Origin of the sequence: Mycobacteroides sp. PCS013, assembly GCF_049532645.1 — a bacterium.
GTDB classification, from domain to species: Bacteria; Actinomycetota; Actinomycetes; order Mycobacteriales; family Mycobacteriaceae; genus Mycobacterium; species Mycobacterium gwanakae.
This window is the reverse complement of the sequence record NZ_CP150131.1, coordinates 3383337-3406490: the sequence shown is the minus strand read 5'-3', so window position 1 is coordinate 3406490 and position 23154 is coordinate 3383337. Positions and strand designations below refer to the sequence as shown.

Sequence of the window (23154 nt, the reverse complement as noted above, 5' to 3'; positions counted from 1 at the left end):
CGCGATCTAGTGGTGCTTGGAGATCCAGTCGGTGATGAAACCTTCCTCCACCCGGAACAGGTCGTTCACGTGGTACAGGATCAAGTCTTCGAGCCTGCCCCCGATGAACGGGATGTACACCTTGCATGTGCTGGAGAGTCTCAGCTGAGAACCGTGATCGGTATCGGAGAGCCTGCACACTCCGGTGAAGGAGCCCGGTCCGGCGGGAACCGAGGCGCCGTAGCTGCCCAGCGAGGATCCCTTGCTTTGATCAAACGGCTCGAAATGCTGCACCCGGGTGATCACCATGTCGGTGAGCATCACCTTCTGCGCGATCGGTGGCAGATAGATGCGGGGCAGATTCTGCTTGAGCACCACGTCGATACCGCGATCGGTCACGCTGTGGGTGTGAATCTCGGAGACAGGGGTGAGCCATCCGTACGCCGACATCAAGGTTTCCCAGTAGTCCCGGCTGGCAAAGTCCTGGTAGATCTTCTCGGCCGGAGCCGGAAAATTCACCGTGAAGACGGAACGCCTGGACATCGGACCCAGGTTAGCCGTGGGTGGCGATCCATTCGGAGGTGAATCGCTGTTCCGCGGAGAGCAGGTCCATGAGCTTTCCGCCGACGAAGCCCTCGATTTTGCCGCCTACCAGGGGGATCTTGACTTCGACGCCGACCTTCAGATCAAGTCGTGAACCCTTGGCTCCCGGCTGTAACCGCGCGGTGCCCGACAGGGTGACGGGTGCGCCCGGGATCGAGCCCACCACGGTGCCCTCGGATGTGCCGTCTGCGATGGCAGCCCATTTCTCGGTGCGGACGATCTGCAGGTCACCTCGGTGAAACTGCGAGACGATGCCGGGCAGCCGGTCGCTGCGCAACACCTGGGTGGTGACGATCTCGAGGGCGCCGTTCTCGGATTTCAGGGAATCCAGGGTTGCGGTATCTGCGCCGGAACCGGCCAGACGCTCGTTCCAGTAGGCCTTGTCGGCGAAGGCCGCGTGAACTTGCTCGACGGTTGCCGAGTACTCCACTGACAGGTCAAATGAGCGGGCCATGGGTGGCAAGGCTACCGTTACGGCCCGTGAGGTTGGCACGAGCAACGCGCGCGCAGATCGAGGATCTTGGCGCTGTTGTCGCTGACGATGCCCCGCTCGCCTCGCTGACGACATTGCGGCTGGGGCCGGTGGCCGCCACGCTCATTCGGTGCGAGAGCACAGCACAGTTGACGGGCACACTGGCCGCGCTCGATGGCCATCCCACCCTGCTGCTGGCGGGCGGCTCGAACCTGGTTTTGGCCGACGATCTTCCGGACCTCACCGTGGTGCACATCGCGGCGGCCGGTGTTGAGGTGGATGGGCCGCTACTGCGTGCGGATGCGGGCACCAACTGGGACGAGCTGGTGGCGCTGTCGCTGCATGCCGGTCTGGGTGGACTGGAATGTCTCTCGGGAATCCCGGGAACCGCCGGTGCCACGCCGGTACAGAATGTGGGCGCCTATGGCGTCGAGGTGGCTTCGCTGCTGCGCAGGGTTCGGGTGCTGGACCGGGCGACCGGCCAGGTGCGCTGGTACGAGCCCGGCGAGCTGGGGTTCGGCTATCGCACCAGCATTCTCAAGGGCACCGACGCGCGCGTGGTGCTGGAGGTTGAATTCGGGTTGTCCACCGATGGGCTGAGCTCGCCGATCCGGTATCCGGAGCTGGCCAAGGAGCTCGGGGCGGAGCCGGGGGAGCGCTTCGACGCGTTGGCGGTGCGCGAGGCGGTACTGGGCCTGCGCCGGCGTAAGGGCATGGTGCTCGACGACTCCGATCACGACACCTGGAGTGTCGGGTCATTCTTCACCAACCCTGTTGTGGCTGAGGGAGATCTGGGCGCAATTCGGGCACGCGTACGTGAACGGTTGGGGCCCGATATCGCTTTTCCGCAGTATCCGGCCCCTGACGGGGTGAAGCTCTCGGCAGGTTGGCTGGTGGAGCGGGCCGGGTTCGTCAAGGGTTATCCGGATGAACAGTCGGCGGTGCGGGTGTCGACGAAACATGCACTGGCACTGACGCATCGCGGAGGTGGGAGCACCGCTGACTTGCTGGGGCTGGCCCGGACCGTACGCGATGGAGTCCTGGATGCCTTCGGGGTGCGGCTGGTTCCCGAGCCGGTGCTGGTGGGCTGCGCGCTGTAACTTCCGGTAATCGAGCGTTGCATTGCGGCGATGGCTCGTACAGTGAGCCGATGGGGCTGGGAATCGGCGTGCACGGGCTCTTCGTGGGGCTCGGCGTGCTGGTCGCCGCCGTTGTTTTCGCCTGTGAAGCGCGCCGCCGGGGCGCCCCCGCCGAACAGTCGTTGATCGTGGTGGCGGGTGCTCTGGTTGGCGGTGCGATCGGGATGCGGCTGTCGGGTTGGTTGGAACACCTGAACCCGGCACACAATCCCAGCCTGGTTGAGGCGTGGATGTTCGGGTCACGCAGCATCATCGGCGGGCTGTTGGGGGCGTACATCGGTGTCCTGGTGGCCAAGCGACTCATCGGATACCGGGCCAAGACCGGTGACCTGTTCGCACCCGCGGTGGCGTTGGGTATGGCCGTGGGCCGGATCGGGTGTCACCTCACCGAGGCTCCGGGGCGGCCGACCTCGCTGCCCTGGGGTGTGCATGCTCCGGCGTCGCGGCCGAACTGCCCGGGATGCCTGGCCGGCGCGGCCATGCATCCGTCCTTTCTCTACGAGATCGCCTTCCAGTTAGTGGCTTTCGCGGTGCTGTGGTGGTGGCTGCGCTCACGCGTGACGCATCCCGGCGAGCTCTTCGTCCTCTACGTCTCCGCGTATGCGGTGTTCCGATTCTTCGTTGAGTTCAGCCGTGCCAACGAGACGGTGTGGCTGAATCTCACTCGACCGCAATGGGTTCTGCTGGTGGGAATGACATTCGCGGCTTGGCGGCTGTGGCGCGGATATCGCGGGGGATACTACGACGGCATCTTCCGCGGCCGCCTTTCCGAAGCGGTGCGGGCATGAGTTACCCACCGGAACAGCCCAAACCTGGCATCAACGGGGCGACGATGGTTGCAGGTGCACTCTCGTTCATTTTCGGTAATGCCGTGTTCGGGTTTCTCGCGCTGATGATCGGCGGGTCGCTGGCCGACAGGTCTGGCATCGGCTTCGAGATTGTGCCCGGCTTTGTCGCGGTGGTGGGGATCGCGGTGGCGTTCGGTGTGGGTGGCGTGCTCACTAGGAAGGGTGATCGCGACAAGCGCGGTTGGGGGGTGGGGCTGATGGTCGGCTGGGCGTTGGTGTCGATGCTCACCGTCGGATTCTGTACGGGGCTCAATCCGGTGCTGTACCAATGACCGTCCCGCCACAGCCGCCGCCGGAGGGCGAGCACCCGCCGCAGTACCCGTACGGCCCGTATTCGTACGGACCCGCCGGATACCCACCGCCGCCGGGCTATCCGCAGTATCCGCCGGGGTACTACCCGTACCGTCAGGCTCCGCCGAGGCCGGGTGGTGGTGCGGTCGTGGGGATGACATTCGTCGGGATCTTCGTCTTCTGGGTGATGACCTTCGGGACCTTTCTGGTCCTGGAGAACGCGATGAGTGGGGGATTCTCGCCTGATACCAGGGCCATCACGCTGGCCGTCGTGATGTCGGTCATCGGCTTGGGAGGTGGTCTGGGATTGACCATTTGGGGACGTGACTGGGTTCGGGGGCTGGGAATCGGATTCATGATCGGTTGGGCGACGGTGGCGATCATGACGGGGTTCATCGTGGGCTGCATTTCGATGCTGGAAGGGTTGGAGTAGACGTGGCTGGTATGGGGCTGCGCGGGGATCGGATCCTGCGCTACGTCAATGCTTTCTGCCCGTTGTGTCATGAGGTGAACCCGGAGCGTCCGCTCGCGGAGGTGGACCGGCTTTCAGGTTGGCTCGCGCATCGTGATGATCGGGTCTGGCTCGAACGGGCTTGCCGAGTGCACGGATTGGTGCGCACGCTCTACGACGAGGATGCCGAGATCCTTGAGTACCTGGAGGAGTGGACGGCCCCCACCAAGACCCACGTTCCGGATGTACCGGGCAATTACGATCCCATCCCGATGGCGTATCTGCGTGGGCTGCCCGAGATGCAGACCCAGCACACCTGCATCCTGTTGGCCGACATCACCGAAGCGTGTAATTTGCGTTGCCCGACCTGCTTCGCCGATTCGTCACCAGACCTGCACGGTGTGGTACCTGTGCAGCGTGTGCTCGCCAACGTGGACCAGCGCTTGGCCCGCGAGAACGGCCGGCTGGATGTCCTGATGCTGAGCGGCGGTGAGCCCACCGTGTACCCCGATCTCGGCCAGCTGTTCGATGAGTTGATGAATCGGCCCATCACCCGGATCTTGATCAATACCAACGGCGTTCTCATCGCCCGAGATGACGCGCTACTGGACCTGCTGGCACGCCACCGCGAACGCGTGGAGGTCTACCTGCAGTACGACGGCCCATCGGCGGACGCGTCGCGGCATCATCGAGGTGGCGATCTGACGAGAATCAAAGCTGAGGCGGTGCAACGTCTCTCCCATAGAGAAATCTTCACGACATTGGTCATGACCGCCGCGCTCGGTGTCAATGACACCGATATCGGTGCGGTCATCCGGGTCGCCCTCGATACGCCGTATGTGGGTGGTGTATCGATCCAGCCGCAGTTCGGGTCCGGCCGGGCCGGCGCGATCGATCCCCTGCAACGACTCACCCACACCGGTGTGCTCAAACGCCTTGGTCCACAGACCGGTGACGTCGTCACCTGGCGTGATTTGACGGCGCTGCCGTGTTCACATCCGCACTGTTGTTCGGTGGGATACATGTTGCGTGACGACGCGGGTGTGTGGCGGTCGCTGACCGCCCTCATCGGGTCCGAGCGTCTCAAGGAGAATCTGGGGTTGGTATCCAATCGCATTGCAGACCAGGAGGTCCCGCAGCAGCTCCGGTTGGCGGTCAAGGAGTCGCTGATGGGTCTGCTTTCTGAGCAGTCGTCCTTATCGCATCCCACAATCGGTGATGTGTGGAAAACCATTTGCGATAGTTGCGATTTGGGAATCTCGACATTGATGACTCTTGCGGCATCGGCACTACCGGGACGCCGGGCAAAGCTGCGCCGCATGCTCGGACAGCGAATAGTGCGGATTACGGTCAAGCCGTTCATGGACATGTCGACAATGATCGAGGAGCGGCTGACACAGTGTTGTGTGCACGTCGGAACGCACGCCGGGCAGGATCAGTGCGCACCGTTCTGTGCGGTACAGGCGTGGCCGGCGCTGTCCCGGCAACGGCTGTCGGTGTCCGCGGCGGGCGCTGCACCTGAGCTGGTCTTGCTTCCGATCCAATAGGCAAGTGCACCAACGTTGATGATCGCACCGAGCAGGCAGACTCCGGACCATCCGTGGGCGGAGTACATCCACGTCGACGCGATGGCACCGATAGCGCTGCCGATGGAATAGAAGGTCATGTAGGCGGCGGTGAGACGACCATGAAGTTCGGTCTCCAGCCGATAGATGAGGCTTTGGTTCGCCACGTGCACCGACTGCAGGCCGAAGTCGATGATCACTACTGCGAGGGCGAGTCCGAGCAGCGTCCAGCGCAGGGTGGCCGCCAATGCCCATGCCGCCAGCATCAACGACAGGCCTGCCCCGGTCACCCGGCTTGCCCAGCCCCTGTCGCACCATGCACCGGCCTTGAAGGCACCCAGTGCGCCCGCGGCGCCGGCTAGCCCGAACAACCCGACTTCGCTATGCGACAGGTGATACGGCGCAGCGATGAGTGGTAACACCATGGGCGTCAAGAGCACGGTGATGGCAGCGAAAATGAGCATCGCGAGGATGGCCCGAGAGCGCAGCACCGGCTCACTGCGCAGCAGCCACATGGTTGACAGCAGCAGCCGGCGGTAGGGCAGCCTGCGGTGTGGGCGCGCGGATTGCGGCAGTGTGCGTTGCAACAGTGCGGCCGTGGCGACCGCAGCGAGGGCGGCCGCCGCATAAACCGAGCGCCAGCCGAAGAGATCGGATAGCACGCCGGATACTGTGCGTGCCAAGAGAATTCCGCTGATTATCCCGCCGGTTACCACCCCGACCGCCCATCCCTGGCGCTCCGGGGCGGCGTGCACGGCGGTATAGGTGACCATCACCTGCGTCACCACGGCGAGTGCGCCCAGCGCGGTGACACTGGCCAGGAATGTCCACGCGTTCGGCGATATTGCGGTGGCGCACAGTGATGCGCTCAGCAGGACGGTTTGCCCGATGATGAGCCGGCGTTGGTCGACGATATCCCCGAGGGGGACGACCAGCAGCAGGCCGATGGCGTACCCGATCTGGGTGAGTGTCAGCACGATACCGACGTGCGCTGTGGGCATGGAGAATTGCGCGCCGATCGTGTCGAGCAGCGGCTGTGAGAAGTAGATGGTGGCCACCGCGAGGCCACTGGCAAGCGAGAACAACACGATGACGGGTCTGGTCAGCACATGCACCCCTGGGTAGAGTTGGTTTTACTTCGCAACCGTTGAAGCGTGGCATGGATGGTTGCATATTGCAACCAAAGGAGGTCGTCGATGGTGGGACGCGCCAGTCACGCGGATTCGAGCTGCACCTTGGCCAGGCCGTTGGGTGAGGTCGGGGACGGCTGGTCGCTGCTGATCGTTCGTGACGCGTTCGACGGTTTGCGCCGATTCGGTGAGTTTCAGAAGAGTCTTGGACTCGCGAAGAACATCCTGGCGTCTCGGCTGGCGACATTGGTGGACAACGGCATCCTCGAGACTGTTCCGGCCGGGGCGCGCCACGAGTACCAACTGACCGAGAAGGGCCGCGGGCTCTTCCCTGTCTTGGTGGCACTGCGGCAGTGGAGCGACGAGTTCTGTTTCGCCCCTGGAGAACCACGCGTTCGTCTGGTGGATCGCGAGACATCGCGGCCGGTGCAACGCTTCGAGCTGCGCGCGGCGGACGGCCGGGCACTGGCCCCGGAAGATACGGCCGTGCTCGGGGTCTAGTGCTGACTCGGCCGGAATCCGCCACAGGGCTCGCCTTCGGCGAATGCGGGTGGCGGTCGTTTACCGTTCGAATGTCCCGGGACCGAAGGAGCGGCCATGCGAAGCGGATTCTTGGTGCTGTTGGTGTGGGCCGGCCTGTTGGTGGCTCCTCTGGCGGCGGCCGACCCCGCCACCGCGGTGGACCCGGCATCCCCGGAAGCAACCACGATCCTGGCGCCGGCGCTCGCGGACGTGACGGCCCAGCTCGGCAAGCCGGTACGCCTCGACGTGCGCAGCCTCAAGGCTGCCGACGGCTGGGCCTTTCTGTGGTCTGCCATGCAGGAACCCGACGGCAACCCCATCGACTACACCGGCACCCCCTTTGCCGAAGCCTCCGCCAATGGCGTGCTGTCGAAGAAATACGTAGCGCTGCTGCATCAGGACGAGCAGGGCTGGACGCTCGTCGACAGGCGGGTCGGCCCGAGCGATGTCGCCTGGGCCGGGTGGAGTGCGCAGTACGGCGCGCCCGCGGCGATCTTCGATATCCCGGTCTACTAGCCGCGGCGCGGGCCAAAACCGCATGTCCCGCCCGATCCAACATGTGATCCTGGTCGGGCTGGGCGAAGCTGTCCGCAGCGGCCCGTATCGTGGGGTGTCGTGAAGTACCCCAGGCCGGATATCCGTGATGCGCTGACGCGGCGGCGCGCGCTCACGATGTTGGGTCTGACGGTGCCCGCTGTTGCTGCGGCCTGCACGACCGTCGGCCCGAATGCGCCGCAAGATGCCCCGTCACCGGGGGCGGTCCTGACCTTCTTGCCGGATGACAAGGCCAAGGACGTCAACCCGACTGCGCCGGTCAGCGTGACCGTGGCCAACGGGTGGTTCCAGGACGTGAAGTTGGTCAACGCCGACGGCAAGGTCGTCGCCGGAGCCCTCAGCCGCGACCAGACGAGGTTCCGCACCACCGAACCCCTGGGGTTCGACGTCACGTACTCCTGGAAGGGTTCGGCGGTAGGCCTGGACGGTAAGGCCGTCGCCGTGTCCGGCTCGTTCACCACTCTGGTGCCGACGGCGAAGGTCAATGGTCAGTTCCAGCTCGCCGATGGGCAGACCGTGGGGATCGCGGCTCCGGTGATCATCCAGTTCGACGCACACATCGCCGACAAGGCCGCGGCGGAGAAGTCGCTGAGCATCACGTGCGATCCGCCCACCGAAGGTGGTTGGGCCTGGCTGCCCGATGAGCAGCAGGGCTCCCGGGTGCATTGGCGATCACGTGAGTACTTCAAGGCCGGCACCAAGGTGGCGGTTAAGGCCAATCTCTACGGAATTCCCCTGGGGGACGGGGCATTTGGCAATGAGGACATGTCCCTGGACTTCAGTGTGGGGCGCCGCCAGATTGTCTACGCCGATGCGCCGAGTCACCGCATTCGGGTGACCACCGACGCGGGCACCATCTTGGACCTGCCGTGCAGCTATGGCGAGGCGGACCTGCCGCGCAACGTCACCCGCAGCGGGATTCACGTGGTCACCGAGAAGTACGAGGATTTCTGGATGTCCAACCCGGCGGCCGGGTACACCAACGTTCACGAGCGTTTCGCGGTCCGGATCTCCAACAATGGCGAGTTCATCCACGCCAACCCCAACACCGTTGGCCAGCAGGGCAGCACCAATGTCACGAACGGTTGTATCAACTTGTCGCTGGGGGATGCCGAGTCGTACTTCCGCACCGCCATCTATGGCGATCCCGTTGAGGTGACCGGTACTTCGATCGAGCTGTCGTACGCCGACGGCGATCTGTGGGACTGGGTGGTGGACTGGCCGACCTGGCAATCGATGTCGGCGCTGCCCCCGAACCCCAAGGAACGGACGATCACCACCACGCCGTCTACCTCGTCCATCCCGACCACCGTTCCGCTCACGCCGTCGGGCGCGCCGACACTCTCCGGGACGCCCACATCAGCCCCGTTGACCCCGTCCGGAGCGCCGTCGCTGTCCGGTACGCCGACGACCACGCCCCGCTAGTCGCTCGGATCTGTTTGTCGAAGAAGAGGATTGGCGCTCTGCGTGTTCAGTCGCGTGTCGCCCTGCGGGTAGAGGAGGCCTGATCCCGCGGTTTGACGACGATCTGGTCCAGGTTGACGTGCGATGGCCGCGACGCCACAAACGCGATGATCTCGGCGACGTCCTCGGCAATCAGCGGAGTGATGCCCCGGTAGACGGCATCGGCCCGGTCCTGGTCGCCGTCGAAACGCACCACCGAGAATTCGGTTTCCACCGCACCCGGAGCGACCTCGGTGAGCCGCACCGGCTTTCCCAGTAGCTCACCGCGCAGTGTGCGGTGCAGCGCGGCCTGCGCGTGCTTGGCCGAGGTGTATCCGCTGCCGCCGTCGTATACATCCAGCGCGGCGATGGAGGTGACGGTGACGATAAGTCCGTCGCCGGAAGCGATCAGTTTGGGCAGCAGGGCGCGAGTCACCTGGAGGGTGCCCACCACATTGGTCTCCCACATCCAGCGCCAGTGCTCCAGATCCGCTTCCAGTACCGGCTCCAGGCCCCACGCACCGCCGGCGTTGTTGACCAGGACATCCACCCGATCCAGGCTCTGCGCAAGGGCGGCAACCGAATCGGCGTCGGTGACATCGAGCACAACCGCGGTGCCCCCGATTTCCCTGGCCAGTGCGCTGATGCGGTCCTCGCGCCGCGCCGCAACCACAACATGAAATCCAAGGGCTGCAAGTGATTTCGCGGTTGCTGCACCGATTCCGGAGCTGGCGCCGGTAACGACCGCGACCCGGCCGTCGAACGTGGGATTGGTCATGGACGCCACTGTAGTCAGGGAGCGGCAATGGGCCGCTAGTAGGACATTGCCTCGTAGGGATGCTAAATTGCGCCTGTGTCCATCAAGCGCGCCGCCGAACCCCGGGTCACTTTCGTGATCGCGGGTATTGGTTCTCGGCTGCCGCTGGCTCGCGAGCTGTGTTGTCGCTGCGTCTGTCGCTGCGCCTAGTTTCTGCACGTCTTTCTTGACGTCCCGGGTGCGGTATCGCCCCAGTTCACAACACCATTAGCCATCAGTAGCCCGCGTTTCAGTCTTCGTCTGAACCCGGCCCCCCGCCAAAGGACCCTTCTCATGACTTCTCCGGTTCGCCGACCAGTTTCCCGCCACCAGATTCACCCGCCCGCCCTGTACATCGGCGATAGCGCCGCGTCCTCTGTGTTCCGTGCCGCACGTGTGCGCGGACCCGTGGCTCGCGACGCGATTGCCCAGGTCACAGGACTTTCCATTGCTACCGTCAACCGGCAGGTGACGGCCCTGCTCGATGCCGGGCTGCTGCGTGAACGTGCCGATCTCGCCGTCTCCGGCGCCATCGGCCGTCCCCGGGTGCCGGTGGAGCTCAACCATGAACCCTTCTTGACCCTCGGCATTCACATCGGTGCCCGTGCCACCAGCATCGTGGCGACCGACCTGTTCGGCCGGACCCTGGATGTGGTGGAAACCCCCACGCCAAACGGCCCGCAAGGCGCCGCGCTGGCTTCGCTGGCCGGGAGTGCGCAGCGGTACTTGGCCCGCTGGCACCGACGTCGCCCGCTGTGGATCGGGGTGGCCACCGGTGGTGTGGTCGACGGACCGGCCGGGACGGTTGATCACCCGCGTCTGGGCTGGACCGAGGCTCCCGTTGGCCGGGTCTTCGCCGACACGCTGGGTCTGCCGGTCTCGGTGGCCTCGCATGTGGACGCGATGGCTGGCGCAGAGCTGCTGCTGGGGCTGCGGCGTTTCGCAGCCCGTTCCCTGACGAGTCTGTACGTATATGCCCGTGAGACAGTTGGTTTCGCGCTGGCCATCGACGGTCGGGTGCACAGCCCGTCCAGCGGTCCGGGCACTATCGCGGCGCTGCCGGTTGATTCCGAATTGCTCGGTGGCACCGGCAAGTTGGAGACCACCGTGAGTGACGAGGCAGTGCTGGCGGCCGCACGCAGGCTACGTATCGTGCCGGCAGGTGACGGCGTGTCGGTGAGCGCGGTATACAAAGCCGCGCGTGGCGGCAATGACTCTGCGCAGCAACTGCTTTCCGAGCGTGGCCGGGTGCTGGGGCAGTCGGTGGCGTTACTGCGCGACATCCTGAACCCCGATGAGGTGATCGTCGGTGGGCAGGCCTTCACCGAGTACCCCGAGGTGATGAACGACGTCGAGACGGCGTTCCTGGATCGATCGACGTTGTCCAAGCGCGATATTCGGGTGACGGCGTTCGGTAACCGGGTTCAGGAAGCGGGTGCCGGTGTGGTGTCCTTGGGGGGATTGTTCGCCGATCCGCTGGGCGCCATGCGACGGGCATCGGCCCGGCGCTCGGAGACCTCCGCACTGGCCTAGGGCTCGTCATGCGCCGAGAGTGAGGCTATGGCGGGAATTCTCGCGGTTTTCCGCCATAGCCTCACCGAGGCGATGTGATTGCTGGCGATTTGGCCGCGAATCTACGACTCGGGGCCAAAAAGTGATAGGCATGTGCGCATGACGCATATCCACCACGTGTCCTCTGCGAAGGTGCCGATGGCGTATGCCTTCGACTACATCAGTGATGCGCACCATCTGGCGGACTGGATGTTCGGAATCGAGCACGTTCGTTTTGTGAACGACGTGCCACGGGGGCTCGGAGCGAAATACGACATCGCCATCAACCTCGGCGCCACGCTCCGGTCGACGATCGAGGTGACGGGGTGGGACCCCGACACCCTGTTCACCACCGAGTCGCGTTCCGGGATCGACAACCAGATCGAATGCCGGTTCCGGCCGATATCCGATGACGAAACCGAGCTGGAGATCAACATCGACTACCGGCTGCCGGGCGGGCTCGCCGGGCGGGCGCTGGGCAAGGTCATCTCGCCGTTCATCTCGCTGGCCATCACGCATTCGGATGAGAAGTTGCGCAAGATCCTCGAAGAGGGATACCGGCAGAAGATCGCCGCACGCTGAGGCTCAAGCCGCTGGTAGGAGTGCTGCGCACCGATAGCTTGTGCGCTAGTGACAAGATGGCAGTGTGCTTAGTGGCGATGAGTTCGCGCGCCGGGCGGTTTCGGCGCTGAAGCCGCGCCGCATCGCCGTCCTATCCGTACACACCTCGCCACTGGCTCAGCCGGGCACCGGCGATGCCGGCGGGATGAACGTCTACGTGCTGCAAACGGCCCTTCAACTGGCCCGCCGGGGTGTCGCCGTCGACATCTTCACCCGTGCCACCGCGTCCTCCGATGAGCCGGTGGTATCCGTCGCCGATGGGGTGACCGTGCGCAATATCGTCGCGGGGCCGTTCGAGGGCCTGGACAAGTACGACCTGCCCACCCAGCTGTGCGCATTCACCGCCGGGGTGTTGCGCGCCGAGGCGGTCCACGAGCCCGGCTACTACAACCTGGTTCACTCGCACTACTGGCTTTCCGGTCAGGCGGGGTGGCTGGCGCGGGACCGGTGGGGCGTTCCGTTGGTTCATACCGCGCATACGCTCGCCGCGGTGAAGAATCGGACGCTCGCCGAAGGAGACCGTCCGGAGCCCGCGTTGCGTGCGGTGGGGGAGCAGCAGGTGGTGGATGAGGCCGACCGGCTCATCGTCAACACCAAAGATGAAGCCGAGCAGCTGGTTTCGATACATGCCGCAGACCCTGGCCGCATCGATATCGTGCATCCGGGTGTCGATTTGGACGTGTTCACGCCCGGAGACAAGTCGGCAGCGCGTGCCGAGCTCGGCCTGCGAGCCGATGAACAGATCGTCGCCTTTGTCGGAAGAATTCAGCCGCTCAAGGCTCCCGACCTGCTGGTACGTGCGGCCCAGCAGCTGCCAGGGGTGCGAGTTCTCATCGTCGGCGGGCCATCCGGCAGCGGTCTCGACGAGCCCACGGCATTGCAGGATCTCGCCGTGGATCTCGGCATCGCGGACCGTGTCACCTTCCTACCGCCGCAGTCACGAGAGCGGCTTGCCCAGGTATATCGGGCGGCCGATATCGTTGCGGTGCCCAGCTATTCGGAATCATTTGGCCTCGTGGCGATCGAGGCTCAAGCGTGTGGCACCCCGGTGGTGGCGGCCGACGTGGGAGGCCTTCCGGTGGCTGTCGCGGATCAACGTACCGGTCTTCTGGTCCCGACGCATTGCACCCAGGACTGGGCGGATGCCATCGGGAACTTGTTGGCGCGTAACGGTTCCGAGCTCAGCCAGGCGGCCGCTGCGCACGCCGCGGGCTTCTCCTGGTCCAGCACCGCCGAGGCCCTGCTGGCCAGCTACAGCCGCGCCATCGCTGATTACCGTGCACCACAAAGGCCCGCGACGCCGCGTGCGCCGCGTGCGCGATTCCGGTCGCGCCGGCTGTCCGGCTTGCGGCGATGACCACCGCGGGAGAGGCCTACGCCACCATTGTGCGGACGCTGGTGGACCGGGAGGTCACCTTTACCGAGCACCACGGGCCGGACGGCAAACCGGCGCTGATCGTGGAGCTGCCGGGCGAACGCAAGCAGAAGATCACCACGATGCTCAGCCCGGGTGAGCATGCCGTGCGCGTCGAGGTGTTCGTGTGTCGCCGACCCGACGAGAACACCGAGGGCGTTTACCGCTACCTGCTCAAACGCAACCGCCGCTTGTACGCCGTCGCGTACACGATCGACAACATGGGCGACATCTACCTGGTGGGCCGCCTGCCGCTGCCCGCGGTTACCCCGGATGAGATCGACAGGTTGCTCGGGCAGGTGCTGGAAGCCGTGGACAACGACTTCAACATCTTGCTGGAGCTGGGATTCAAGACGTCCATTCAGAAGGAATGGGCGTGGCGCACTTCGCGGGGCGAGTCGTTGAAGAACCTTGAGGCCTTCGAGCATCTCATCGAGGATTGACCCTCTTCGGGCAGTACAGGCCCGAAGACGCAAGGACCATCAGCACGGACTAGACGCGGCGTGCAAGACTGTCCGGCGTGACGTTTCGTAGCCCTCTGCCCGACGTTTCCATTCCCGACTGCTCGGTCTACGAGTACGTATTCGGAGATACCGGCGTAGACGACAGTCGTGTCGCGCTGATCGACGGGCTTTCCGGTGCGCAGACCACCTTCGGCGAGCTGCGGTCGCAAGTCGACGCCACGGCGGCGGGCCTGGCCGCCCGCGGGTTCGGCCTCGGCGATGTCGCAGCGGTCTTCCTGCCGAACTGCTCGACGTTCGCGGTGGTGCTGCACGGCATCTTGCGTGCGGGCGGTACCGCCAGCACCGTGAACGTGTTGTACACCGCCGAGGAACTGGCCAAGCAGCTCATCGATTCCAAAGCGCAGCTCGTCTTCACGGTGTCGCCGCTGCTGTCGCGGGCGCTGGAGGCCGCGGAGATCGCGGGCATTGATGCCGCGAACGTGATCACCATCGACCCCGTCGAGGGGCGGCGCTCGCTGGCCGACATCGTGCGGCCCGATCTGGCGCCGCCGGAGGTTTCCTTCGACCCGGCAACGCATTTGGCGGTGCTGCCGTATTCCTCGGGAACCACCGGCAAGGCCAAGGGCGTCATGCTCACCCACTACAACCTGGTCGCCAACATCGCGCAGGCCAAACACCTGTACGGAGTGGAGCAGGGCGACCGGGTGCTGGCCGTCCTTCCGTTCTTCCACATCTACGGCCTGGTCGTACTGCTTAACGTGCAGCTCAAGCTGGGGGCCGAGCTGGTGATTCTGCCGCGCTTCGAGCTCGACACCTTCCTGGGCTCCATCGCCAACTACCGCGTGGACCACGTCTTCGTGGCGCCGCCGGTGGCGGTGGTGCTGGCCAAGCATCCGGATGTCGACAAGCACGACGTCTCCTGCTTGCGCTCGGTGTTCTCCGGCGCCGCTCCGTTGGACGAACAGCTGGGCAATGCCGTTGCCGCACGACTCAATTGCCGCGTCAGTCAGGGTTATGGCATGACCGAGTTGAGCCCCGTCAGCCACCTCATCCCGCCGGGCCGGCCCGATATTCCGCTGAACTCGGTGGGTATTCCGGTCCCGAACACCGAGAACAAGCTCATCGACACCGAGACCGGTGCGGAGATCGATGTACCGGCCGAAGGCGAGAGTGCCCCCGGCGAGCTGCTGGTACGGGGCCCCAATGTGATGGCCGGTTACCTCGGCAACGAGGAGGCCACCGCGGCCACGATCGAGCCCGACGGATTCCTGCACACCGGAGATATCGCTGTCGTGCGTGCCGACGGAGTGGTGACGATCGTCGACCGGCTCAAGGAGCTCATCAAGTACAAGGGCTACCAGGTGCCACCCGCGGAATTGGAGGCGCTGCTGCTGTCCCACCCGGGTATCGGCGACGCCGCCGTGATCGGCGTTCCCGACCCGTCCAGTGGCGAGATTCCCAAAGCCTTTGTGGTGCGCACCGATTCCGACCTCACCGATGAGGCCGTTATGGCCTTCGTCGAGCAGAAAGTGGCTCCGCACAAGCGGATTCGGCAGGTGGAGTTCATCGACGCGATCCCCAAGAGCGCTGCGGGCAAGATCCTGCGCAAGGACCTGCGCGCGCGTATCTGACCCGCGAAATCCGCTGGCGGATTCTCAGACCCGAGTGGCACCCTGGAGCACATGGGTCATGTGTATGGCGAGATCGACGACAAGCTCGCTCGATGGTTGACCGAGCAGCCGGTGTTCTTCGTGGGCACCGCGCCCTCCGGCCCGGCCGGGCATGTCAACGTCTCCCCCAAGGGCATGGCCGGGACCTTCGCGGTGCTCGGCCCACACCGGGTGGGCTACCTGGACTACTTCGGTAGCGGTGCGGAGACCATCGCGCACGTGCGGGACAACGGGCGCATCGTGCTGATGTTCTGCTCGTTCGACAAGCGCTGCCGCATCATCAGGCTCCACGGCACCGCGCGTGTGGTGCAGTTCAACGAGCCCGAATACTCGAAACTGCGCAGCCACTTCACTCAGGATCTCGAAAAAGGCGCGCGCTCAATCATTTTGGTTGACGTCACCCGGGTGGCCGATTCGTGCGGCTATTCGGTTCCGCTGATGGACTTCGTGGGGCATCGCGATGTGTACGAGAAGCACATCGAGAAGGTGCCCGAGGAGAAGATGACTCTGGAGAGTGCGCTGGAGAACAACGGCAGCTCGATCGATGGCCTGACTGCTCTGCGATAGCCTGCACGCGGTACGACTAACCCGACATTAATCTCGCCGGACTCTTGACAAGCAGTCGGGCGTGACAGACGCTTAGTTTACGTTTACGAGTGATGCGTAAGCGATAAGCGAAGGGTGATGCCAATGACGGCACCCGACGCGGGAGCCTACCCGCGCCGACGTCCAAAGGTCAGCTACGGGGCCAGCGCAGTGGTGACGGGCGCGGGCAGCGGGATCGGCCGAGCATTCGCAGAGGCCATCGTGGCCCGCGGTGGCCGGGTGGTATGCGCCGATATCAACCTGGCCCGCGCGCGAGAGACCGTCGATCAGCTCGGACGGGTCAGCGCGCACCCGGTCGCGTGTGATGTCAGCTCGTACGACGAGATCGTCAAGCTGGCCGATGTCGCGACCGACTGGCTGGGGCACGCCCCGGATCTGGTGATCAACAATGCGGGGATTGGAACCGGCGGTAAACCCATCGGTGAGGTGTCGATGGACGATTGGAACGCCACCATCGGTATCAACATGTGGGGAATGATCTACGGCTGCCAGGTCTTCACGCCGCTGCTGCGGGAACAGGGATTCGGCGGCATCGTCAACGTATCGTCGGCCGCCAGCTTCGCGGCCGCGCCACTGATGGGTCCCTATAACGTCAGCAAGGCCGCCGTGCTCGCACTGTCGGAGACGCTGCGTGCCGAGCTGGCCGGTAGCGGGGTGCGCGTGACCGTGCTGTGCCCCACGGCGGTCAAAACCAACATCCTGGATGGCGCGCGTATCCCCGGGCCACTGAGCAACCTCGCGAGCACCGCATTCAAATGGGTTGGGGTGTCGCCGGAATGGATCGCGAAGACCACCCTCAACGCACACGACCGGGGGCGGCTCTATGTGGTGCCGCAGCCCGATGCCAAACTCATCTGGGCCATGAAACGACATGCGCCCGTGCCCTATTTGTGGGGCGCAGGAATCATCTCGCGACTGGGCCGATTGCTTCCCGAGGACACCGATCCGCGTGAGTTATGGGATACCGCCTACGAACAGGAGTCCCCGGTCAAGGTGGTGCGGTGATGCCCGGCGCGGTGCTGCCGGTCGTCGTGGTAGGCGCCGGATACACCGGTTTGGGCACCGCGGTGGGACTGCAGGAGGCAGGGATCATCGGCTTCACCGTGCTCGACCGCGCCCGGCCGGAACCGGGGAGTTGGCGTGACGACACCATTGCCCTGTTCGGGCTGGGCCCCCATGTGACGTTCGGCAGCGAGGTCACCCGCATCGAACTCGACGATGACGTATGGATTGTGGATTTAGAAGGGGGACAGCGCGTCACTGCACATACGGTGGTGCTGGCCACCGGGTCGGTGGGCGGTAGTCCGGACATCCCGGGACTCGACGGATATACCGGAAGGGTCCTCGATGCCGCCGAGGTCGGTGACGGTGCGGGGCTCGCTGGGCTGCGCGTCGCGGTGGTGGGCAACAGTGCCGCCGCCGCGTCCATTCTGCCGGTAGTGGTGCGAAATGCCGCCACTGTCAAACTTTTTCAGAGCTCACCCGATTGGATACTGCCCCGGCCGAGTGGCCGGATCGGGCAACTTCTGGACCGCACGCTGCGCGACGAGACGCGCCAGGCCTGGTTCTCGGGTAGACGGCCCACATCGCGCGGACTGCTCGAAGTGGTGGCCCAGCGCAACCTGCGCCGGCGCGTGCCGGACCCCTGGATTCGGCGTCAGCTGACGCCGTTAAGGCTCACCGGTCGCCCCAACGTCGTGGTGACCGATGAGTTCCTTACCGCCTTGCAGGCGCGCAACTGCAAGCTGGTTACCTGGCCGATTGCCCGGTTTAGCAGCGGGGGCATCCGCACCGCCGAAGGCATCGACCACCAGTGCGATGCGGTGATTTTCGCGTCCAACCCGGATGCGGGCTCGAGCACCGAGAGGGTGTCGGTGGTGGGGGCGCGGCGTCGCAAGCTGAAGCAGGCGGGCAGCATCCCGACCACGGTGGCCGGTTTCCCGAACTTGTTCATCGCCGATCCGCCGACGACCGAACCGAGTCGCGACAGTGCTCGCAAGACGCAGGCACGGATCAACGCGGTAGTCGGCGGGGTGTCGCTGGCATTGCGCTCGCTGGACGCGACCGGAACCGTGGTTGTCGAGGCCTCACGGCGCACCAAAGCCACCGCAGCGCTCACCGCCATTGGATTGCGGCCAGTGCTGTCCCGGGCCCGCCTGGACAAAACGGGTAAGCCGGGCGTGCTGCTGGCGCGGCAGATCGTCTCGACCATCATGGCGATCGGCGGATCGATGCCCCGCGGTACCGAGGTGGCTCGATTGAGAGATCCGTTACGGGGAGAATGGGTTCGGGCGGGCGCGGCGCTCAGCGCCGATGATCCCGGTCCGGTCATCTTGTACGTCCACGGCAGCGGCTACGTCATCTGCTCGGCGAAAACTCACCGTTCGATGGTCGCCCGCCTTTCGGAGGCAACGGGGCTGCCGGCCTTCACCGTCGACTACCGGCTGGCACCCGAACATCTCTTCCCGGCCGCTGCCGACGATGTTCGGGCCGCCTATGACTGGTTACTGGAACGTGGCCACGCTGCCCAGGACATTGTGGTCGCCGGTGATTCGGCGGGTGGCCATCTCGCGGTGGACCTGCTCATCGAGAATCATCGGCTGGGTGTACCCCAGCCGGGCGCGATGGCATTGTTCTCGCCCCTGCTGGACCTGACGCTTGGCCTGGCCGCCGAACGCGAAAAGGTGCAGCCCGATCCGGTCATCACCGCGGCGGCCGCCAAACATCTGGTGGACAAATACACCCGCGCTGAGCCCGCGGATTCGCCGCGCTTACGCCTGAGCTTTCCGCCCGGTATCGCATTGCCGCCCATTCTTATTCAGGCTGGCGGAGTCGAGTTCCTGGCCGCCGACGCGCAGCAGCTGGCACACATGATCGAGCAGGCCGGCGGGCAGTGCGATCTGCAGGTCTGGCCCGGCCAGATCCATGTTTTCCAGGCGTTGCCCCGATTGATTCCGGAGGCCAACCCGGCGCTGAGCGAGGCCGCCCGATTCATCACCGGGGTGCTGACCCATCGGCCGTCACGCACGGCCCGGACCGCATAGGAAGGACGAGAGATGGCCATTGTTCTGGAAGACATGCTGCAGACCATCAAGGACAAACAGTGGGCCCTGGCCGATGTGGACTGGGACGCACCCGGTGCCGAGCAGATCACCGATGAGCAGCGGCCCAAGCTGAAGGCCTTCATGGCCGACCTGGTCTGGATCGAGAACATCGGTGCGCGAGGCTTTTCGGCGTTGGCCAAGAAGGCCCCCAACGAGACGCTCGCGGAGATCTATCGGTACTTCCATGCCGAAGAGCAAAAGCACGCGAATGCCGAGCTGGCATTGATGCGGCGCTGGGGCATGCTCGAGCAGGATGAAGTGCCCGTCCCCAATGTGAACGTGCGCTTGGCCATTGAATGGCTGGACCGCTACTCGGACGGGCTGTCGCTGACCGTGCTGGGCACCATCATCCCGTTACTGGAAGTGGCCCTGGATGGCGCGCTGCTGAAATTCCTGCTGGAGGAGGTCAACGACCCGATCTGCCACCAGGCCTTCCGGCATATCAATTCCGACGAATCACGCCATCTGGCAGTCGATTTCCATGTGTTGGACATGATGGGCCAGGGCAACCTGCGCCGTGTCGTCATCGAGAATGTCGCTACCGTGCTCAACCCGTCGCTGCTGATGGGTCTGCTCTTGGGGCTCGGCACCGGGATCCCGCTCATCAACCGGATCAAGGGCAATCTGATTGGCATGGGCCTGCGTGAGCAGCGCCTGTACGACGCGATGGAGCGGTTCGTCAACGTCGGCAGCCGTGGCAAGGGCACACGACTGCTGGTGTACCAGGTACTGCGGCTTGGTGCGGCGATGATCACCAATGCACAGAACCCTCTGCACGGCCCGTATCACGCGATGGCCAACACCATGGTCAAGCTGTCCGACTATTACCCCAAGCGCTGGCTTGCCGAACAGCCGAGCTGGTCCAAGGAACTCACCTACGAGGTCAGTGCATGAGTGACCAACCTGATCACTATGTAGCCGTCATCGGTGCCGGGCTGGCCGGATTCGGTATCGGGTTGGAGCTGCGCCGGCGAGGTATCGACGACTTCGTCATCTACGAGCGCATGGACGGCGTCGGTGGTACCTGGCGTCAGAACGTCTACCCCGGTATCGGAGTGGATATTCCGGCACAGGCCTACCAGTTTCGCCATGCCCTGAACCCCGAGTGGACCAGGTTCTACGCCAAGGGCGGGGAGGTGCTCAGCTACATCGAGCGGCTGTACCGCGAGAACGACGTGCAGCGATTCGTCAGATTCGGCAGTGACGTGGGCGCGCGTACCTGGGACGAGGACGCGAAGTTGTGGAGGCTTCGGGTCAATGGGCAGGAGGTGACGGCCAGATTCGTCGTCGTCGCGGCGGGCCCATTTCCCGAGCCCAAACCGGCAGAACTGAAGGGGCTTGACGACTTCCGCGGCACCGTCCTGCGTTCGGCGGCCTGGGACCACAGCGTGGATCTGAAGGGCAAGCGTGTCGCCATCATCGGCACCGGGGCCAGTGCTGTGCAGATCATTCCGGAGATCGCACGTGAAGTCGGCCATCTCGACGTCTATCAGCGGACGCCGATCTGGGTTTTCCCCAAGATCGACCCGAGCATGCCGGCACCGGTGCGGGCACTGTTCCGCCGGATACCGAGGACTCAGCGCTTGCTGCAGGAGGGCCTGGAATTCATCGTGGGCGGTGCGCTTGTCTACGGGGTGCTCAATGCCGGTCGCCTGGGCAACACCCCAGGGGCGCTGCGTTGGCTGCTCGGTAATGTCTCGTACCGGCTGCAGGTGCCCGATAAGGAGTTACGGGCCAAGCTGACCCCCGACTACGACTTCGGGTGCAAGCGCCCTGCTACCTCCAACACCTATCTGCCGACCTTCAACCGGGCGAACGTTGAGCTGGTCACCGATCCGATCGACACCATCACCGCCGACGGTGTTCGTACCGCCGCGGGCGTGGAGCGAGAGATCGACGCCTTGATCCTCGCCACCGGATTCCGGTTGTTCTTCGACCCGCAGGTGTATCGGGACCGGCCGGTGAGCGGCCGGGGCGGCTTCGATCTCGCCGACTTCTATCAGAACCACCCGCCGCAGAGCTATCACGGCTTCTCGATACCGGGATTGCCCAACAGCTTCAACGTCTTTGGGCAATATGGCTGGACCGGTGGCACGTATCACAGCGTGGTCGACACCGCCGCCATCCATATCGGGCGGGTCATCGGCGAGGCTCAACGACTCGGGGCCACCGATGTCGAGGTGCGTGCCGGCGCGGCCGACGCGTGGACCAGGGATGCGCGGTCGCGCTACACCTACTCGCTGTTCCAGACCGGTAACTGCACCACTGCCAACAGCTACTACTTCGACCACAACGGCGAATCCGCGTACATCAGGCCTCAGACGACGCAGTCCGCACGCCGCTCGTCGCAGGCGTTCCCGCTCGATGACTATGCCTTCGCCGGTCAGGTAGGGCGCGACCGGACGGCCGCGGTGGCGGCAATCGCCGAATAATCGCCGAATAGAGGACACCTCGGGCACGCGGCTGGTGCCTTAACCTGCGGCGATGCCGCGGCACGTGGCAATATGACAAGTATCGGGTACTTTCAGTATCGATAACTTTGTGTATCGAATATCTGGCTTGTCAAAGGAGCTTCATGCCCGAGCTACTGCCCCCGCGTGTTCTCGCGCCTTCGGAGTCCGTGTTCGTCGTCTCGGGTACCACGGTGGCTCAACATTGCTATGGCACGGGCGCACTGGAGGATGTCGCGTTTGAGGGGGCCCTCGACGACCTCGTGAGCATGTACCCGTTATTGGGCGGTCGAATCCATGTGTCGCGCAAAGGTTTTGAACTTCGATTCACAGGTCGCGAACGGCCGGCCGTCGTGTTCTGGGATGTCGGCGACGCCGACATCGGGGATTACGTCATGTCCGGGAACTCGGCGTTACCCGTTGGGCAGGTGTGTGCACTGCACGTCTACCGGTCGGGTGAGAAGTTCCGTGTGACGTTTCTTTTGCATCACGCCATCGCGGATGCCGACGCGGCTCTGGCATACCTGCACGACTTGTGGAGTCTCTACACGGGGAGAACGCGCGCAGTCAACGGCATCAGCGGGTTGATGGGTGCGCATCCCATTCCGGCGAGTTCGGAGACACTGCTGCGTGCGCGTGGCTACACCGAATCGGCGTCCCGGCAGTTGATGGACCTTCGCCCCGCATACCGCGGGCCCGAACGGATCTGGACCGCGTTTCGGCCACGTCGTGCCCAACGAGCACGCATTCACCTGTCGGTGGAGCAGACCGATCGGCTCATTGAGGTAGGGCGTACGCACGGGGTCACACTCAACGGGCTCGTCAGCGCTGCGCTGGCGCTCGCCGAGCGCGAGATTTCGGGGAAAAGTGAACTACCCGTGGCGGTTTCCTCATTTGTGAATCTGCGCTCCCGGATTGATCCGCCGGTCGCGCCGACGGAGGGCACCAACGTGCTGGGCATTGCCGAGACGATCCTCGAGGTCGGGCGCGGTAGCGACGCGCTTGACCTCGCCCGCCACGTCATGGCGGATATCCGCGAGGGCTTGCGAACCACCCGCATTCACCAAACCGCATTTTTCCGTGGCGATTTCCGGCGGGCGCTGGCGTTGGCCAGACGGTACTTCCTGTTGGTGCCGATGGGAGGTTGGGTCCCGACCTTCACCGCCATCCAGATCACCAACTGGGGTCGCGTGTCGGATTTCGCAACACCAGACGGGGTAGATATCAACGATTTTCGTTGCGGCGTCGAGCTCCACGCCGTGAGCGCATTCATCGCGACAAGGGGCGTCGCGATGGTTGAGGGACGCATCTATTTCATCACCAGCTACAACGGGCGCTTGAGTATCGACTTCACCAAGCTCGTGACCGGCAAGAACACTGCGCGGCGAATCGAGCAGATACTGCAGTCCGAGATCGAGAAGTTGATTCCGGTAAAGGTTTTCGACTGAATCGTCAAACACGCATCCCGTGGCCAGTGGTC

The 23154-nt window shown here is 64.5% G+C and carries 23 protein-coding genes; 19 read left to right on the top strand and 4 right to left on the bottom strand.

The window, feature by feature from the left end; genetic code table 11:
- Nucleotides 1-6: 6 nt before the first annotated feature.
- Nucleotides 7-522 carry a DUF2505 domain-containing protein gene (locus RHO23_RS17135; RefSeq protein ID WP_064409634.1) on the bottom strand — a complete coding sequence of 172 codons (516 nt, stop codon included), beginning with the start codon at nucleotides 520-522 and terminating at the stop codon, nucleotides 7-9.
- Nucleotides 523-532: 10 nt separating this feature from the next.
- Nucleotides 533-1036 carry a DUF2505 domain-containing protein gene (locus RHO23_RS17130; RefSeq protein WP_064409633.1) on the bottom strand — a complete coding sequence of 168 codons (504 nt, stop codon included), beginning with the start codon at nucleotides 1034-1036 and terminating at the stop codon, nucleotides 533-535.
- A gap of 26 nt (nucleotides 1037-1062) precedes the next feature.
- Here RHO23_RS17130 and RHO23_RS17125 point away from each other — a divergent pair, with 26 nt between their 5' ends.
- Genes RHO23_RS17125 through RHO23_RS17105 form a run of 5 tightly spaced genes read left to right on the top strand, consistent with a single transcriptional unit; the run spans nucleotide 1063 to nucleotide 5330 of the window.
- Complete coding sequence (locus RHO23_RS17125; RefSeq protein ID WP_064409632.1) at nucleotides 1063-2154, top strand: UDP-N-acetylmuramate dehydrogenase; 1092 nt, start codon at nucleotides 1063-1065, stop codon at nucleotides 2152-2154.
- Nucleotides 2155-2204: 50 nt separating this feature from the next.
- Nucleotides 2205-2981: a prolipoprotein diacylglyceryl transferase gene (locus RHO23_RS17120; RefSeq protein WP_423488070.1), complete on the top strand. Its 777-nt coding sequence runs from the start codon at nucleotides 2205-2207 to the stop codon at nucleotides 2979-2981.
- Nucleotides 2978-3313: a hypothetical protein gene (locus RHO23_RS17115; RefSeq protein WP_057966409.1), complete on the top strand. Its 336-nt coding sequence runs from the start codon at nucleotides 2978-2980 to the stop codon at nucleotides 3311-3313. Before RHO23_RS17120 ends, RHO23_RS17115 begins: the two co-directional genes overlap by 4 nt.
- A complete protein-coding gene (locus tag RHO23_RS17110; RefSeq protein WP_423488069.1) occupies nucleotides 3310-3765 on the top strand; it encodes a hypothetical protein in 456 nt (151 codons plus the stop codon). Before RHO23_RS17115 ends, RHO23_RS17110 begins: the two co-directional genes overlap by 4 nt.
- A gap of 11 nt (nucleotides 3766-3776) precedes the next feature.
- Complete coding sequence (locus RHO23_RS17105) at nucleotides 3777-5330, top strand: radical SAM protein (protein WP_423489245.1); 1554 nt, start codon at nucleotides 3777-3779, stop codon at nucleotides 5328-5330.
- Here RHO23_RS17105 and RHO23_RS17100 read toward each other — a convergent pair.
- Nucleotides 5219-6457 (bottom strand): MFS transporter, encoded by a 1239-nt coding sequence (locus RHO23_RS17100; RefSeq protein ID WP_423488068.1) that lies wholly within the window; start codon nucleotides 6455-6457, stop codon nucleotides 5219-5221. The two genes, RHO23_RS17105 and RHO23_RS17100, sit on opposite strands and share 112 nt — an antisense overlap.
- A gap of 87 nt (nucleotides 6458-6544) precedes the next feature.
- Here RHO23_RS17100 and RHO23_RS17095 point away from each other — a divergent pair, with 87 nt between their 5' ends.
- From RHO23_RS17095 to RHO23_RS17085, 3 genes are all read left to right on the top strand, one after another.
- Nucleotides 6545-6979, top strand: a complete 435-nt coding sequence (locus RHO23_RS17095; RefSeq protein ID WP_423488067.1) for a winged helix-turn-helix transcriptional regulator — start codon at nucleotides 6545-6547, stop codon at nucleotides 6977-6979.
- Between the two features lie 96 nt (nucleotides 6980-7075).
- The gene (locus RHO23_RS17090) at nucleotides 7076-7516 is read left to right on the top strand and encodes a hypothetical protein (RefSeq protein WP_423488066.1); all 441 of its coding nucleotides are present in this window, start codon (nucleotides 7076-7078) and stop codon (nucleotides 7514-7516) included.
- A 99-nt stretch (nucleotides 7517-7615) separates the two neighbouring features.
- The gene (locus tag RHO23_RS17085; RefSeq protein ID WP_057964904.1) at nucleotides 7616-8980 is read left to right on the top strand and encodes a L,D-transpeptidase; all 1365 of its coding nucleotides are present in this window, start codon (nucleotides 7616-7618) and stop codon (nucleotides 8978-8980) included.
- 46 nt (nucleotides 8981-9026) lie between these two features.
- On the opposite strand, the gene RHO23_RS17080 is transcribed toward RHO23_RS17085, so the two are convergent.
- Nucleotides 9027-9776, bottom strand: a complete 750-nt coding sequence (locus RHO23_RS17080) for an SDR family oxidoreductase (RefSeq protein ID WP_064409626.1) — start codon at nucleotides 9774-9776, stop codon at nucleotides 9027-9029.
- A 312-nt stretch (nucleotides 9777-10088) separates the two neighbouring features.
- Here RHO23_RS17080 and RHO23_RS17075 point away from each other — a divergent pair, with 312 nt between their 5' ends.
- From RHO23_RS17075 to RHO23_RS17025, 11 genes are all read left to right on the top strand, one after another.
- Nucleotides 10089-11327: an ROK family transcriptional regulator gene (locus tag RHO23_RS17075; protein WP_030096429.1), complete on the top strand. Its 1239-nt coding sequence runs from the start codon at nucleotides 10089-10091 to the stop codon at nucleotides 11325-11327.
- A 138-nt stretch (nucleotides 11328-11465) separates the two neighbouring features.
- A complete protein-coding gene (locus RHO23_RS17070) occupies nucleotides 11466-11927 on the top strand; it encodes an SRPBCC family protein (protein WP_030096430.1) in 462 nt (153 codons plus the stop codon).
- 64 nt (nucleotides 11928-11991) lie between these two features.
- Nucleotides 11992-13323, top strand: coding sequence for a D-inositol-3-phosphate glycosyltransferase (gene mshA / locus RHO23_RS17065; RefSeq protein WP_030096431.1), 1332 nt, complete (start codon nucleotides 11992-11994; stop codon nucleotides 13321-13323).
- A complete protein-coding gene (locus RHO23_RS17060; RefSeq protein WP_057964901.1) occupies nucleotides 13320-13823 on the top strand; it encodes a YbjN domain-containing protein in 504 nt (167 codons plus the stop codon). Before mshA ends, RHO23_RS17060 begins: the two co-directional genes overlap by 4 nt.
- A gap of 77 nt (nucleotides 13824-13900) precedes the next feature.
- Nucleotides 13901-15475 carry an AMP-binding protein gene (locus RHO23_RS17055; RefSeq protein ID WP_030096433.1) on the top strand — a complete coding sequence of 525 codons (1575 nt, stop codon included), beginning with the start codon at nucleotides 13901-13903 and terminating at the stop codon, nucleotides 15473-15475.
- A gap of 51 nt (nucleotides 15476-15526) precedes the next feature.
- Complete coding sequence (locus tag RHO23_RS17050; protein WP_423488065.1) at nucleotides 15527-16081, top strand: pyridoxamine 5'-phosphate oxidase family protein; 555 nt, start codon at nucleotides 15527-15529, stop codon at nucleotides 16079-16081.
- Nucleotides 16082-16204: 123 nt separating this feature from the next.
- Nucleotides 16205-17125, top strand: coding sequence for an SDR family NAD(P)-dependent oxidoreductase (locus RHO23_RS17045; protein ID WP_423488064.1), 921 nt, complete (start codon nucleotides 16205-16207; stop codon nucleotides 17123-17125).
- Complete coding sequence (locus RHO23_RS17040; protein ID WP_423488063.1) at nucleotides 17125-19164, top strand: alpha/beta hydrolase fold domain-containing protein; 2040 nt, start codon at nucleotides 17125-17127, stop codon at nucleotides 19162-19164. Before RHO23_RS17045 ends, RHO23_RS17040 begins: the two co-directional genes overlap by 1 nt.
- Before the next feature lie 12 nt (nucleotides 19165-19176).
- Complete coding sequence (locus RHO23_RS17035) at nucleotides 19177-20118, top strand: ferritin-like domain-containing protein (RefSeq protein ID WP_423488062.1); 942 nt, start codon at nucleotides 19177-19179, stop codon at nucleotides 20116-20118.
- The gene (locus tag RHO23_RS17030) at nucleotides 20115-21656 is read left to right on the top strand and encodes a flavin-containing monooxygenase (protein ID WP_070923028.1); all 1542 of its coding nucleotides are present in this window, start codon (nucleotides 20115-20117) and stop codon (nucleotides 21654-21656) included. Before RHO23_RS17035 ends, RHO23_RS17030 begins: the two co-directional genes overlap by 4 nt.
- A 143-nt stretch (nucleotides 21657-21799) precedes the next feature.
- Complete coding sequence (locus RHO23_RS17025; protein WP_423488061.1) at nucleotides 21800-23122, top strand: phthiocerol/phthiodiolone dimycocerosyl transferase family protein; 1323 nt, start codon at nucleotides 21800-21802, stop codon at nucleotides 23120-23122.
- Nucleotides 23123-23154 lie beyond the last annotated feature (32 nt).

Coding starts and splice junctions, on each gene's coding strand:
- RHO23_RS17135 (WP_064409634.1), bottom strand. CDS start 522: ATGTCCAGGCGTTCCGTCTTCACGGTGAATTTTCCGGCTCCGGCCGAG.
- RHO23_RS17060 (WP_057964901.1), top strand. CDS start 13,320: ATGACCACCGCGGGAGAGGCCTACGCCACCATTGTGCGGACGCTGGTG.
- RHO23_RS17080 (WP_064409626.1), bottom strand. CDS start 9,776: ATGACCAATCCCACGTTCGACGGCCGGGTCGCGGTCGTTACCGGCGCC.
- RHO23_RS17120 (WP_423488070.1), top strand. CDS start 2,205: ATGGGGCTGGGAATCGGCGTGCACGGGCTCTTCGTGGGGCTCGGCGTG.
- RHO23_RS17110 (WP_423488069.1), top strand. CDS start 3,310: ATGACCGTCCCGCCACAGCCGCCGCCGGAGGGCGAGCACCCGCCGCAG.
- RHO23_RS17090 (WP_423488066.1), top strand. CDS start 7,076: ATGCGAAGCGGATTCTTGGTGCTGTTGGTGTGGGCCGGCCTGTTGGTG.
- RHO23_RS17105 (WP_423489245.1), top strand. CDS start 3,777: ATGGGGCTGCGCGGGGATCGGATCCTGCGCTACGTCAATGCTTTCTGC.
- RHO23_RS17070 (WP_030096430.1), top strand. CDS start 11,466: ATGACGCATATCCACCACGTGTCCTCTGCGAAGGTGCCGATGGCGTAT.
- RHO23_RS17115 (WP_057966409.1), top strand. CDS start 2,978: ATGAGTTACCCACCGGAACAGCCCAAACCTGGCATCAACGGGGCGACG.
- RHO23_RS17035 (WP_423488062.1), top strand. CDS start 19,177: ATGGCCATTGTTCTGGAAGACATGCTGCAGACCATCAAGGACAAACAG.
- RHO23_RS17050 (WP_423488065.1), top strand. CDS start 15,527: ATGGGTCATGTGTATGGCGAGATCGACGACAAGCTCGCTCGATGGTTG.
- RHO23_RS17095 (WP_423488067.1), top strand. CDS start 6,545: ATGGTGGGACGCGCCAGTCACGCGGATTCGAGCTGCACCTTGGCCAGG.
- RHO23_RS17130 (WP_064409633.1), bottom strand. CDS start 1,036: ATGGCCCGCTCATTTGACCTGTCAGTGGAGTACTCGGCAACCGTCGAG.
- RHO23_RS17030 (WP_070923028.1), top strand. CDS start 20,115: ATGAGTGACCAACCTGATCACTATGTAGCCGTCATCGGTGCCGGGCTG.
- RHO23_RS17025 (WP_423488061.1), top strand. CDS start 21,800: ATGCCCGAGCTACTGCCCCCGCGTGTTCTCGCGCCTTCGGAGTCCGTG.
- RHO23_RS17040 (WP_423488063.1), top strand. CDS start 17,125: ATGCCCGGCGCGGTGCTGCCGGTCGTCGTGGTAGGCGCCGGATACACC.
- RHO23_RS17045 (WP_423488064.1), top strand. CDS start 16,205: ATGACGGCACCCGACGCGGGAGCCTACCCGCGCCGACGTCCAAAGGTC.
- RHO23_RS17075 (WP_030096429.1), top strand. CDS start 10,089: ATGACTTCTCCGGTTCGCCGACCAGTTTCCCGCCACCAGATTCACCCG.